The sequence below is a fragment of the Allobosea sp. 10L417 genome (assembly GCF_056395485.1).
This window is the reverse complement of record NZ_JBFTJP010000002.1, coordinates 581,960-596,027: the sequence shown is the minus strand read 5'-3', so window position 1 is coordinate 596,027 and position 14,068 is coordinate 581,960. Positions and strand designations below refer to the sequence as shown.

The following is a 14,068-nucleotide window of genomic DNA, read 5'->3' as shown; positions in this document are numbered from 1 at the left end:
GCCAAACGCTCCCGCAGTTTTCCAAAGCCTCTCGACGCCCGCACAAGCTCAATGCGGGCGAGAGGCGCGGGTTCTTTACGTTCGGTGAAGTTTGGTCTTCGCACGAGATCGTGAGCGTAATCGCCGACCAAAAGCGCAACCGGTTGCGCATTTGACCGACCCAATTCGATGCATGACGCAACGTCATCATTCCCGCTTTCTTGGCGATAAGCCAGATCATCCGCGCCAGCGGCAAGTGGCTCGCGGCGAACAAATCACCGACTCCGACCGTTAGCTATTCAGACGGCGTGCAGCGCAAATGCGCGACGCCCCCCCGCCGCGAAGGCTGGTGATTCAGCCATTGCCTTCGCTTGAGCACTTTTGCCTGAGGGATTTTCCATGCCGTCAGACACAGCTCAGCTTGCCTCACCTGAAGCAATACCTCCCGACCGGACGCAGATTCTGAATGGTCGCTTCGACAAGCTCTCCACGGAGCAGACCGTGGAAGAACTCATTCGGGCCATCCAGGCGGGAGAGCGCGGCGTCCTGGCGACGGTGAACGTCGCGATCCTGATGATGATGCGATCGAACGCGCGGCTGCAGCGCTTCGTCGATTCATCGCGCTGGACGGTCGCCGACGGACAGCCGCTCGTCTGGGCCTCGCATCTCTGGCAACAGCCTTTGCCTGAGCGCGTAACCGGTATCGACCTGATCGACCAACTCTGTGCACGCGCCGCGCAGGAGCGGATCGGCGTCTATTTTCTCGGCGCCGAGAACAGCACAGTGCGCGCGACGGTCGAGGCGCTGCAGAACCGGCATCGCAGCCTCGATGTCCGCGGCTATGCCGATGGCTATTTCGGGCCCGAGCAGGCCGAGGCCCGCGCGAAAGCCGTGGCGGAAAGCGGAGCCGGGCTTCTCTTCGTCGCGATGGGCGTGCCGCGACAGGAATGTTTCATCGAGGAGCAGTGGGACAATCTCGGCGCCCGGATCGTCATAGGGGTCGGCGGCAGCTTCGATGTCATCGCCGGCCTGCGAAAACGGGCGCCCGCCTTCGTCCAGCGCATCGGGCTCGAATGGGCGTATCGACTCGCCCAGGAACCCCGCCGGCTGTTCAGGCGCTATCTGGTCACGAACTCCCAGTTCCTCGGCCTGATTTCCTGGAGCGCGATCGCCCAGGCTTCCCATTTCCGGCGCGTGACCCCGCGACCCTAAACGAGGGCTGAGATGGCTTCCCGCAAACGCATTCTTGTCGTGATGGGCACCCGACCCGAGGCAATCAAGCTTGCCCCCCTGATCCTGACGGCGCGAGCCGACGCCGAGCGCTTTGAGATGCTGGCGGTGCGCACCAGCCAGCACAAGGAAATGCTCGATCAGGTCGTGGCCTATTTCGACCTGCCGATTCTCGCCGACCTCAACGTCATGCGCAAAGATCAAAACCTGGCGCATATCACGATGGCTGCGCTGGAAGGGCTGCAACGGGTGATCTCGGAGGTCCGACCCGATGTCGTCGTCGTACAGGGCGACACGACGACAAGCTTCGTCGGCGCACTGGCCGCATTCTATGAGAATGTTCCCGTCGCGCATGTCGAAGCCGGGCTGCGAACCTACGACAAGCAGGCCCCTTTCCCCGAGGAAGTCTATCGCCGCCTAACGAGCGTCATCGCCGACTATCATTTCGCTCCGACCGAAACGGCAAGGTACAACCTGCTGAAGGAGAATGTTCCGGCAGAGACGATATGGGTCACCGGAAACACCGCGATCGATGCGTTGCTGCTGACTCTCTCGAAGTCGGCCCCTACGCTGGCGCGCGCGTCCTCGCCGACCTTGCTTCTGACGACGCATCGCCGCGAGAACCATGGCGAGCCGATGCAGCGCATCTGCGAGGCCGTGCTCATCCTGCTCGAGCGTTTCCCGAATTTGCGCGTGGTCTGCCCCGTGCACCTCAGTCCGCGCGTGCGCCAGGTCGTGGAGCCGATGCTGGGCTCGCACGCACGCGTCTCGCTCATCGAGCCGCTTGCCTACGAACAGTTCGTGCTCGCGATGAACAGCGCCCACATCATCCTTTCGGATTCCGGTGGCGTTCAGGAAGAGGCGCCGGCTCTTGGCAAGCCCGTCCTGGTCCTCAGGGACACCACTGAGCGTCCGGAGGCTGTCGAAGCCGGCACTGCGCGCCTTGTCGGCACCGAGGTCCATACAATCGTCTCGGCCTGCGAGGAACTGCTTACCGACCCCGAGGCGTATCGCGCGATGGCGCAGGCCAAGAACCCGTTCGGCGACGGCCACGCTTCCGAACAGATCCTTGACGTCCTGGCCAGGTCGCTGGGCGGCACCGAACGCCGCGGCAAGGCCGATCCGACAAAAGCACTCGCGAACCTCCCGCGCGATCGAAGCGTGCCTGCCGAAGCAATCCTCCAAGCGGCACTCGCAGCGGAGGCGACGGCACGGATGCCAGCGAACGTTCCGGGGCCAGGGTCATCATGACGGCCGTGATCGGAACGGTCACCTTCGCATTGGTCATACTGGGTCTCCTGATCGCGATCGCCGTCGCTTTTCTCGCTATGCAGATTGGCGCGGCACTCCTGCCGACGCGGCGGTTGGCGGCAGCGCTCTCGACGCCCTGCCCACGCTTCGCGATCATCATGCCCGCCCATAATGAAGAAGCGATCATCGCGCACTCGATCGCTTCGATCATGCCTCAATTGCCCCCGGTCGGGCGCCTGCTGGTGGTGGCCGACAACTGCTCCGACGACACCGCGCAGGCGGCGGCGCGCGCAGGCGCAGATGTGACGATCCGCCGGGACACGACGCGGATCGGAAAAGGCTATGCCCTCGATCACGGTGTCCGGGCGCTCGGCTCCGATCCGCCGCAGATCATCGTCATCATCGACGCCGATTGCGAAGTGATGCCCGGCGCGCTCGAAACCCTGGCCAAGCAATGCGCTGCGACGGGGCGCCCGGCCCAGGCGCGATACTCGATGCTGGCGCCTCCATCGCCAAGCCCGGCGGACAAGGTTTCGCGGCTGGCCTGGACGATCAAGACCTTCGTGCGGCCATTGGGCTCCGCGCGTCTGGGGTGGCCGTGCCAGCTGATGGGCTCGGGGATGGCGCTGCCCTTCTCCCTCGCCAGCCAGCTCGAGCTCGCAACGGGGCATCTCGCGGAAGATCAGAAATTCGGTGCCGAGCTTGCCATTGTGGGAAAGCCGCCATCCTTTTGCCCCGACGCGCAGATCGTCAGCCAGCTTCCCCAGGGCGAGACCGGAAAGCGCCAGCAACGCACGCGATGGGAGCATGGCCATCTTGCGATCATCGGAGAGTTCTTTTTTCCGCTGATCCGGCACTCAATATCAAAGGGCAGCCTGAATCTGTTCGCCTTCACGCTCGACCTCTGCATTCCGCCGCTGACGCTGCTGGCGTTGTCAATCGTGGTGATGTGGGGCCTGAGCCTGTCATGGTTCGTCATGACGGGGGCTGCGAGCCCGCTTGTCGTCGCCTCGAGCGCGCTCGCCTGCTTCGCAGGGGTCATCGGCGTCGCGTGGTGGCGTTTCGCACAGGAGATCATTTCCTGGCGTGAGCTGGCGGCGGCGCCAGCCTATTGCCTGCGCAAGCTTCCATCGCTCATCCGCTTCTTCGTCAATCGCCAGATCAATTGGGTCCGGACGGAGCGATGAAGGCGTACCGCCGCCTGGATACGGGGGCGTTTTTTTGAGGCAGTCGGTCGATGGGATCGTATCGCATATCGCAAAGCCTGCGAGCTCTGCCCTTCCCGGTTCTGGCCCTGCTCGCCTGCCCATTCGCGATCGCTGTCGCCGCATGCTGGTCATCCGCTTCAGCAGACGACACACGGATCGCCCTCGGCGACAGACCGGGTGGTCAGTTCACCCTCGGCCAACGGCCATTCGCGGCCAGTTCGTCGTGGAACACGCCCATCGCACCGAACGCCACTTTCGAAGCGATCGATTGGCCAATGGGCGCCCGCTTCGGCGTCGCCTGGAGCAGCTATTCTCCCGCCATTCATGTGAGCTCAGCATCGGACCCCGTTGTCTCCGTCGAGCATCCAGCAAGCTGGGGGCTCCCCGCCGGCACCCTCAAGATCCGCATTCCCGCGTATGCGGATGGCGCGCCGGGGACAGACGGAGAATTGCTGGTGATCGACGGCGACACCGTTCATAACTTCTGGCAATTCAAGCGGTCGGGCCCCGAGACGGCGGCGGCTCAGTCCTACGCCGCAACGAACCTCGTCACCGGAGACGGCTGGGGGCGCAGGTCGCCCTTCCTGGGCGCCGGCATCGTGGCCACCGGATCGAGCCAGCTCGCCGGCCTGTTGGTCGAGGCGGAAACCGATCGCGGCGATATCCAGCATGCGCTGCAGATTGCGATCGATGCGACCTATGCGAGACCGGGCAGCGTCGGCGAGGCGATCAATGGCGACGGCAGAAACCCGGACGGTCTGGTCCAGGAAGGAGAGCGCCTGGGCATTCCAACCGGCGTTGCGATGCCGCGAGGCCTGTCGCCTCTCGGGCAAAAAGTCTTTCGCGCCTATCAAGTGTACGGTGCATTCGTGATCGACGTGGCCGGAGGCGTCACCAATTTGCGCGCCCAGGCAAATGGCTACGACCGGATGACGATCGTCGCGCTGCAGCAGGATCTCGCCCGGATCTCCCCGCTGCTTCAGCGCCTGGGGCAGCGGCGCCAGGGAAATCCGTGACCTCCGGATGACCGCAAGCCAAGGCCCGCTCGAAACGAGCGCCCTGAGAGCATTGCATCAAACGCATAGCTGTCAAACACTCGCGCTTGAGACTTGCGCCCCGCGCATCTCATGTCCATTGTGATTATCGGGAGAATCGTTGATTCTATAGAGCGTTCAGCCAAAGAAGCGGATCATATAGTTAAGATATCCCCAGATTTTTGTGCCCAAACAATTTCATTTTGGCATCACATTCCAAACACGATATCTGGCCACGTTCGCTGGTGGATGGGCCTTTGATTCGCCACCAGATATGGCGATGACCCGTCATCCGACCGCTAATCGCGCGGCGTGCCTGTCTATTTCGCTGCGTTTCCATGGAACGGCGAGGACTACCCGGCTGGCCTACTAATTCCGCTCCCGTTCCTTTCTATATAAAACTAAGGAAAATAGGCTTATGACCTCACTCGAAACTCGGCCATTTACTGCGTCTTCGAGTTGGAATACACAAGTTGCTAGTGACGCAACATTCACAAAACTCAATTGGCCCGGATCAACTGGATACAATTACGGCGCCGCCTGGAGCAGTTACTCACCTTCGGTTTATGTTGCTTCATCTTCCGATCCACTTGTCCAGGTCACGTATCCACCGGGATGGGGATATCCTGGCGGCACCATCAGCATTCACATGCCGGCGGCCGCGAACGGCGCCGCGGGTACCGATGGCGAACTGATCGTCATCGACGGTGACGTTGCGTATAACTTCTGGCAGTTCAAAAGGACGAGTAACACGACCGGTTCGGCCGCTTCGTTCGGGGCCGAAAACGTCGTCACCGGTGACGGGTGGGGCAGCAAGTCGCCCTTCCTCGGCGCGGGCATCACGGCTGTCGGCGCGAGCCAGCTCGGCGGCCTTATCGTGAAGGACGAGACCAACGATGGATCGATCGATCACGCGCTGCAGCTCGCGGTCGACTTCGGCCTCGCCAAGCCCGGCGCTGTCGGCCAGGCCATCTCCAGCGACGGCAGCAACGCTTCGGGCATCGTCCAGGAAGGGCAACACCTCGCGATTCCGCCGGGTACGCCGATGCCGGCTGGCCTCTCCGCACTTGGCCAGCAAGTCTTCAAGGCCATGCAGCAGTACGGCGCCTATGTCGTCGACGTAGCCGGCGGCACGACCAACGTCCGTATGCAGGCCAACGCCTTCGACGAGGCAACACACTCTGCGTTGTTGAAGGACGTGCAGAGCATCACGCCGTTGCTGCAAGCCGTGAGTGGTGGCACGCCGGGCTCGGGAAATCCGGGGACCAATCCTACCAATCCGACGAACCCGACGAACCCGACCAACCCCACTACCCCAACCAACCCGACAACCCCGACCACGCCCGCAGCCGACACGACTGCGCCGACGGTGCAGTGGGTTGCGGCCAACGGGACGGGGGTCACGAATGGTACCGGCACGGTCAAAGCCGGTGACACCGTGAGCCTTACGCTGAAATTCAGCGAGTTGGTCAACGTCAGCGGCACGCCGACCTTGTCGCTGAACAGCAACGGTACCGCCAAGTATGTGGGTGGTTCCGGCACCGACACCTTGCGGTTCGACTACACTGTTGCCGCGGGCGAGAATGCCGCCGATCTTGAGATCAGTGGTTTCAACCTGTCGGGGGTGAAGGACCTGGCCGGCAATGTTGCCAATGTCGCCTACGCACCGCATCAGCCTGCCGGAACGCTGGCTGTCCAGACCCAGGCGCCGATCGACCCCACGCCCCCGGTAAACCCAACGACGCCGGTCACCCCCACGACTCCGGCCGATACAACGAAGCCCAAGGTGCAGTGGATCGCCGCCAACGGCTCCGGTCTCACCAACGGCAACGGGACGGTTCGCGCCGGCGACACCGTTCGGTTGTCGGTCAACTTCAACGAGGCGATGACCGTCAACGGCACGCCGACCTTGTCGTTGAACAGTAACGGCACCGCCAAGTACGTCAGTGGCTCCGGCACCAACACCTTGCAGTTCGACTACACGGTGGGTGCCGGCCAGAAGGCCTCGGACCTCGCGGTCACCGGCTACAATCTGGGCGGCGTCACGGATCAGGCAGGCAATAGCGTCAACCTCTCCGGTGCGCCACTTCAGCCCGCCGGAACGCTTGTCGTCAGCGCGACGTCGTCGGCCGATACCACCAAGCCAAAGGTCCAGTGGATCGCGGCCAACGGATCCGGTCTCACCAACGGAAACGGCACCGTTCGCTCTGGCGACACCGTGTATTTTTCGGTCAACTTCAACGAAGTGGTCACCGTCAACGGTACGCCGACCCTGTCGCTGAACAGCAACGGCACCGCCAAATACGTCAGCGGCGCCGGCACCAACACCCTGCAGTTCAGCTACAAGGTGGGAGCCGGTGAGAAGGCCTCCGACCTTGCGGTGACCAAGTACAACCTGGGTGGTGTTGCGGATAAGGCAGGCAATAGCGTCAACCTCTCCGGTGCGCCACTTCAGCCCGCCGGAACGCTTGTCGTCAGCACGACGTCGGCCAGTCAACGGACGACAGCGCTCACCTCGTCGGCGACCGCTCTTGCGGCCCCTGCGACGGTGGCGTCCACTGTCGACCCGTCCGCGACCGCTTCGTCGTCGGCTTTGCCGACGACATCGGACGCTTCACTTGGCAACACCAGCCAGGCGAATCTGACGGACCTGACGTTCGGCAGCCGCAAGACGGTTGGCTTCCCCGGCTTCCAGGACAATGGTGCAAGCGCTGCACCGTCCGACAGCTCGGTGACGCCGAAGCTTGCCCTGTTGAGTCAGTACGCGGCCTCCAGCTTCGCCGCGCCTTCGGCGACGTCCACCGCTGCTCAGATGCAGGGATGGTTGAACAACGTCGCCCAGACGCTCGCGAAGTCACACGCGTAATGCATCGGCCCGAAAGGTGGGTTTCCCACCTTTCGGGCATCCGACGCGTCAAGACTGACGCCGTGCGTCCGCAAGGGCGCACGGCGATCCAAGACGACGATCCAAGTCAGCGAAACACCGAATTCTGGCGTCTTCGTATCAACGCGGCATGAGAGCGTTTTGACGCTCGTCGTAGTGTGCACGTGGGCAACTCCCCGCGCGCATGCGTCAAACGATTTATACGCGGGACAAAAAGCTTGAAAAAGCCCGATAACGATACCCTTCCGTTGCCTGATGGCGGCCTGGCCGCGCTCATGTTCATCCTGAGCAGTCAGGGCGTGAGCGTAACCCCGGAGCAGATCCAGCATCAGTTTCCAGGTCGCCGCATCGGCGTCACGGAGATGATCCGCTGCGCCAAGAGCCTGGGCCTCAAGGCCCGCTCCATAACGACGAATTGGGAGCGCCTGGCGCATACGCCGCTCCCCGTGATTGCCGCCATGCGCGACGGGAGCTTCCTGCTGCTCGGACGCTGCGGCGAAGACAGCATCCTCGTCCAGGCGCCGAACGCCCCGCGGCCGAGCATGATGTCTCGGGCCGAGCTGGAAGCGGCCTGGGACGGCCGGCTCGTGCTGATGACGAAGCGGGCTTCGCTGACCGATCTCGCCCGCCGTTTCGACGTCACATGGTTCATGGGCGCCATCCACAAGTACCGGTGGCTCCTCACCGAAGTTCTGGTGGCGTCGTTCTTCCTCCAACTCTTCGGCCTGATCTCGCCGCTGTTCTTCCAAGTCGTCATCGACAAGGTTCTCGTGCATCGAAGCATGAGCACGCTGGACGTGCTCGCTTTCGGCCTCGTGGCGATCGCCGTGTTCGAGGTCGTCCTCGGCGCCTTGCGAACCTACCTGTTCTCCCACACCACGAACCGGATCGACGTCGAGCTCGGCGCGCGCCTGTTTCGTCACTTGCTGGCGCTGCCGATCGGCTATTTCCAGGCGAGACGCGTCGGCGACTCTGTCGCTCGCGTGCGCGAGCTCGAGAACATCCGTAACTTCCTCACCAGCTCGGGGCTGACGCTCGTCATCGATCTGTTCTTCACGGTCGTCTTCGTCGCCGCGCTGTTCTTCTATTCGCCGCAGCTGACCTGGATCGTGCTGGCGTCGCTACCCGTCTATGTCGCGATATCCGCGGGCGTGACGCCGCTCTTTCGTCGGTACCTCGACGAGAAATTCGCCCGTGGCGCGGAGAACCAGGCCTTTCTGGTCGAGAGCGTGACGGCAGTCGAAACGCTCAAGGCCATGGCGATCGAACCCCAGATGCAACAGCGCTGGGAGGAGCAGCTGGCGGCCTATGTCGCAGCAAGCTTCCGGGTGCTGAGCCTGGGTAACGTCGCCAGCGAGACCGTTCAGCTCGTCAGCAAGATCGTGACCGCAGCGATCCTGTATGTCGGCGCGAAGCTGGTCATCGGCGGCAGCCTTTCGGTCGGCGAGCTCATTGCGTTCAACCTGCTCGCCGGGCGCGTCAGCGGCCCCGTGCTGCGGCTGGCGCAAATCTGGCAGGAATTCCACCAGACGCGGCTGTCGATCGCCCGCCTCGGCGATATTCTCAACACCACGCCAGAGCCGGCCTACAACCCCAGCCGCACGGCCCTCCCCTCGGTCCGCGGCGACATCTCCTTCGAGCATGTCACGTTCCGTTACCGGATCGACGGGCCGGAGATTCTTCGCGACGTCAGCCTGAATATTCCGGCCGGGCAAATGATCGGCATCGTGGGCCCGTCCGGGTCAGGCAAGAGCACCTTGGCCAAGCTCGCCCAGCGGCTCTACGTGCCGGAAAGCGGCCGGGTTCTGGTCGACGGGGTCGATGTCGCCCAGATCGATCCTTCCTGGCTGCGCCGCCAGATCGGCATCGTCTTGCAAGACAATATCCTGTTCAACCGCTCGATCCGCGACAACATCGCCTTGGCCGACCCCTCCCTTCCGGCGGAAAAGGTGATCGAGGCCGCGACGCTGGCAGGCGCGCATGAGTTCATCCTCAAACTGCCGGAGGGCTACGACACGATCGTCGGCGAGCGCGGCGGCAGCCTGTCCGGCGGGCAGCGCCAACGCATCGCCATTGCCCGCGCCCTGGCGACCAATCCGCGCATCCTGATCTTCGATGAGGCAACCAGCGCGCTCGACTACGAGAGCGAGCACATCATCCAGCAGAACATGGCGCAGATCGCGCGCTCAAGGACGGTGCTCATTATCGCGCATCGCCTCTCCACCCTGCGGATGGCCGATCGCATCGTGACCATCGAAGGCGGCCGCCTGATCGAGGATGGCACGCATGAGACGCTGATGCGGACGGGCGGGCGCTACGCCACGCTACACCGCCTCCAGTCCGGACTGCCTGAGGCCGGAAGCCCGCCGGCGACGGCGAGCCACACGGCCGCTCGATCCGCGACCGCGAACACCATCGACTCGACCGCCCTTTCCGTAGCCCAGGGGACACATGCGGCGCGCTGATTTCCCGGAGGGAAGCAGCCGCGGCGAAGCAAACGCCATGCACGCGCTCACAAACGATCAATCTGGCCTTCTTGCCCTGGAGATGCTGCTGCGACTGCGCGGCGTCGCCGCCACGGTAGAAGAGCTTCGCCGCCATATCGGCAACGGAGCCGTCGGCATCGCCGAGATGCTGCGCGGTGCACGGGCCTATGGCTTCGCAGGGCGGTCCCAGTCCGTCACCTGGGACAAGCTGTCCGAACTTCCGCTGCCCTGCATCGCAGAGCTTCGCGGCGGCGGGTTCCTCCTGCTCGGCAAGGTGGGAGAGGAAAAGGCCGTCGTCGTGGCCTCAAACCTCACGGAGCCTACCCTGCTGACGCGGGCCGAATTTGAAGCCCAATGGGCCGGGCGTCTCGTCCTGCTGAAGCAGGCCGAGGCCGCTGCGGGTCTCACGCGCTTCGACAAGGCTGTCGCCATCCGGGCCAAACAGGCTCTGACGACGACGGCACAAGGCCTCGCGACCCGCTCGCAAGCCCTTCAGAAGGCCATTGTCGCACGATCCATGAATGAAAACCGTATGAGATCTCAGGAGCTGGCGTTCCTGCCCGCGGCGCTCGAGATCGTCGAAACCCCGCCTTCGCCTTTGGGACGCACCATCGGCCTGACCATCATCGCCGTCTTCGCCGTCGCGCTGGTGTGGGCCTGCATCGGTACGGTCGACATCGTCGCCGTTGCCCCCGGCAAGATCATACCCAGCGGCCGCACCAAAACGGTCCAGCCGTTCGAGACCGGCGTCGTTCGGGCGATCCGGGTCCATGACGGCCAGAGCGTCAAGGCGGGCGAGGTGCTGGTCGAGCTCGATACGACCACCTCCGATGCCGAGCTCGGACATCTGCAAAACGACCTGATGGCTGCACGCCTCGACATCGCCAGACTGCAGGCGGCGATCACCAACAAGGACGATCCGCTTTCGGCCTTCGCCCCGCCCGAGGACGCTCCGCCGGATCTGCTCCGGATGTACCGCGGTTTCCTCGTCAGCCAGAACGGCGAGCAAAAGGCCAAGCTCGCTGCCATCGACGGTCAGCTCGCGCAAAAGGGAGCCGAACGCGACACGATCCAGGCTTCCGTCGACAAGCTGAAGTCTACCATCGTGCCGCTCCAGCAGCGCGTCGAAATCCGCGAGCAGCTTTTCCAGAAGGAGCTTGGCTCCAAGGTGACTTACCTCACCGAACTGCAGGACCTCGTCGGCCAGCGCCAGGATATCCTCGTTCAGGAGAAGCGCGGCAACGAGACGAATGCTGCAGTCACCGCACTCATGGAGACACGCACGAAAACCATTGCCGAGTATGAGCGGACCCTTTTCGACGAGCTGACCAAAGCGCAGCAGAAGGCCGCGGGCCTCAAGCGGGATATCGTGAAGGCCGAGCAGCGCAAAAACCTGCAAAGGCTGACGGCACCTGTCGACGGCATCGTGCAGCAGCTCGCTATCCACACGATCGGCGGCGTGGTGACGCCTGCGCAGTCGCTGATGCTCGTCGTTCCGGCGGAAAGCCGGCTGGAAATCGAGGCGATGATCTCGAACCGGGATATCGGCTTTGTCAGCGCGGGCCAGGAGGCCGCGATCAAGATCGACACCTTCAATTTCACGCGCTACGGCCTGCTGCGAGGAACCATTCTCAACGTGTCGCAGGATGCCATCGCGCGCGACAAGATCCCCGACAGCTCAGCCGACAAGACGTCGGGCGCGAACACCGACAGCAGCGAGCCGCGCGGCCAGGAACTGCTCTATTCCGCGCGCGTCTCCCTCGACCGCACGCAATTGGCGATCGAGGACAAGCAGGTCAATCTGTCGCCCGGCATGGCCGTGACGGCGGAGATCAAGACCGGAAGGCGGCGGATCATCAGCTATCTGCTCTCGCCGCTCTCCCGCTACCAGCACGACAGCTTGCGCGAACGGTAAGCGCGCGGCGGTCTCGCACGGGTTCCGTGCGAGACCGCTCGGAGATCGTAAGGTACGGCGCCGGAGCCTCGATTCTCCGGCGTTCAGAAAAGCCACCGCGTGGAATCCATGCCCTGATGGCCGACCATGACCGCGCGGGTCTGACTGTCGGAACCGATCTCGGCTACGCTATCGATCGCAAGCAACGCCGCCAATCGCGAGCGAGCCCGGTTGATCCTGCTCTTGATGGTTCCGGTCGTGGTGCGGCAAAGCGTGGCCGTATCTTCGTAGGATAGCCCGGCAGCCCCGACCAGCAGAAGCGCCTCGCGCTGGTCGAACGGAATCTCTCTCAAAGCCGCGCAGAATTCCTGATATTCCAGCTGGCCTTCCTGTTCCGGCGCGGAGCGCAACGCCTCGGAATAGCACCCGTCAGCGTCCTCCACCTCATGGCGGCGGCGCCGGAGATCGGAGAGGTAGCAGTTTCGCAGGATCGTCGTCAGCCAGGCGCCAAGGTTCGTGCCCGGCCGAAAGGTGTCGATTTTGCTGATGGCGCGCAGCAGCGTTTCCTGAACCAGATCGTCGGATCGGTCAGCGCTGCGGCTGATGGACATCGCGTAGGCACGCAGCTGCGGCTCGAATGCCAGCATCTGCTGTTGAATCGAGAGCCCGTCACCTTCCCTCGTCTTCCCGTAGTCCTTGTCGCCGAAGGCCATCGTCGATCTCCCACTCACATCAGCGCACGCAACAATCCATGACTCAAAAGCAAAACGGGGCCGGGCGCACGGCTACGCAGATCGCGCAGCCGCGCTGCTATTGCTTGACCCGAGCAGGCACCATGATGTTGGTCTGTTCAGGCGCGCCTATACCCAGCCCGCTCGGAAGGATGCTCCTCTGAACCCTGAGCACGTCTCCGGGCAGCAGTTCGGTGCTCTCCTGCGCGTCAATCGTCTGCGCCTTCCCGTCCTGCATACGCACCACCGTCAGGCTGCGGGTTTCGACAGTGGCGTCGGAATTGCCGACCAGGGTCGGGATCGTCACCTGGGCCTCGACGAGAAGGCTCCGGTTGGTCTCGAACTTGACGCTGATGTCATCGAGATCCATCCGGACTTTCTGCACTTCGGCGGTCAAGGACGCATTCCGCTCGCTCTTCAGATCGAAGATCCTCTGATCGACCTGCGTGATGTTCTGGCGCGCCCGCAAGATCAGCGTCTGCAAGCCCTGCTCGTTCATGTCGAGCTGAGCCTGCATGCGTTCAAGATTCGTCAAGCGGCTGAGGGTCGACAGACCACGCCTGACCAGATCACGAACTTCCACGAGCTCCTTTTCAGCGCTTGCGTATTGAGCCTTGTTGGCTTGGATCTGGCGTTTGACTGCGTCGATCTCGCGTTCATACAGGTCGCGATTCTGCTCGAGGCTCTCGATCTGCGTCTTGAGTGCGTCGACGCGGATGTTCAAAAGAGAGCGCTCTTCGTCGATGAGTTGCCGCAGCCCGGTGTCGTTCTGCGACCGCATCATAAGATCCGGCGGAAACTGGATATCGGCCTTCATCACCAGTTCTGCGTTCAGGCGAGCCCGGCGCGCCGTCAGCTGCTGGTACCGCTTGACGAGAGTCCGCATTTCACCGGTTATGGTGATGCTGTCCCGATCGAGCCGCATGAGGCCGGGGTCGTTGAACCGCAGCCACCCACCGGAGAGGCTGACGACCTGCAGGACGGTCATCCCTGGTCGGAATGGATACTCACCCGGCTTCTGCACATCGCCCAGGACATAGACCGGCCGCGTCTCGAGAATTTCAACCGACGCGCCAGGCTTGTCGGAGATCCCCGCCCGCACGAAACGATCGGAAATCTGGTTCGCGATCTCGTTGGCCGAAAGGCCGTTGACCGGAATATCTCCAACGGGCGCGATGGAAATCGTACCGTTCGCGCGAACAGTGTATTCGCCGCTCAACTCAGGATATTGGAAGATCTTGATCTTGAGCTTGTCGTTAGCGCGAACGCTGTAATCAGATGTCGCACGGACTGCGCTTCCACTCACCACGCACAGAACCAGAGAAATTGATCCCGCGACATTAAGCCATGAACGGTTCCGCTTCATCGTAG

The 14,068-nt window shown here is 63.1% G+C and carries 9 protein-coding genes; 7 read left to right on the top strand and 2 right to left on the bottom strand.

Annotated features, from left to right (window positions below; all coding sequences use genetic code 11):
* The first annotated feature begins 480 nt into the window (after nt 1-480).
* The 7 genes from AC1DE3_RS08995 to AC1DE3_RS08965 all read left to right on the top strand — a co-directional run bounded on the left by AC1DE3_RS08995 (nt 481) and on the right by AC1DE3_RS08965 (nt 11,987).
* Nucleotides 481-1,191: a WecB/TagA/CpsF family glycosyltransferase gene (locus tag AC1DE3_RS08995; protein ID WP_441511260.1), complete on the top strand. Its 711-nt coding sequence runs from the start codon at nt 481-483 to the stop codon at nt 1,189-1,191.
* Between the two features lie 12 nt (nt 1,192-1,203).
* Complete coding sequence (gene wecB, locus AC1DE3_RS08990; protein ID WP_441511259.1) at nt 1,204-2,460, top strand: non-hydrolyzing UDP-N-acetylglucosamine 2-epimerase; 1,257 nt, start codon at nt 1,204-1,206, stop codon at nt 2,458-2,460.
* Nucleotides 2,457-3,647 carry a glycosyltransferase family 2 protein gene (locus AC1DE3_RS08985; RefSeq protein ID WP_441511258.1) on the top strand — a complete coding sequence of 397 codons (1,191 nt, stop codon included), beginning with the start codon at nt 2,457-2,459 and terminating at the stop codon, nt 3,645-3,647. Before wecB ends, AC1DE3_RS08985 begins: the two co-directional genes overlap by 4 nt.
* Before the next feature lie 50 nt (nt 3,648-3,697).
* Complete coding sequence (locus tag AC1DE3_RS08980) at nt 3,698-4,684, top strand: hypothetical protein (protein WP_441511257.1); 987 nt, start codon at nt 3,698-3,700, stop codon at nt 4,682-4,684.
* Between the two features lie 667 nt (nt 4,685-5,351).
* Complete coding sequence (locus tag AC1DE3_RS08975) at nt 5,352-7,568, top strand: hypothetical protein (protein ID WP_441511256.1); 2,217 nt, start codon at nt 5,352-5,354, stop codon at nt 7,566-7,568.
* Nucleotides 7,569-7,804: 236 nt separating this feature from the next.
* Complete coding sequence (locus AC1DE3_RS08970; protein ID WP_441511255.1) at nt 7,805-10,051, top strand: type I secretion system permease/ATPase; 2,247 nt, start codon at nt 7,805-7,807, stop codon at nt 10,049-10,051.
* A gap of 37 nt (nt 10,052-10,088) precedes the next feature.
* Complete coding sequence (locus AC1DE3_RS08965) at nt 10,089-11,987, top strand: HlyD family type I secretion periplasmic adaptor subunit (protein WP_441511254.1); 1,899 nt, start codon at nt 10,089-10,091, stop codon at nt 11,985-11,987.
* 83 nt (nt 11,988-12,070) lie between these two features.
* Here AC1DE3_RS08965 and AC1DE3_RS08960 read toward each other — a convergent pair whose 3' ends face one another.
* Both AC1DE3_RS08960 and AC1DE3_RS08955 read right to left on the bottom strand, forming a co-directional pair.
* Entirely contained in the window at nt 12,071-12,679 is a 609-nt protein-coding gene (locus AC1DE3_RS08960; RefSeq protein ID WP_441511253.1) for a sigma-70 family RNA polymerase sigma factor, read from the bottom strand.
* Between the two features lie 97 nt (nt 12,680-12,776).
* The gene (locus tag AC1DE3_RS08955) at nt 12,777-14,063 is read right to left on the bottom strand and encodes a polysaccharide biosynthesis/export family protein (protein ID WP_441511252.1); all 1,287 of its coding nucleotides are present in this window, start codon (nt 14,061-14,063) and stop codon (nt 12,777-12,779) included.
* Between the last annotated feature and the right edge of the window lie 5 nt (nt 14,064-14,068).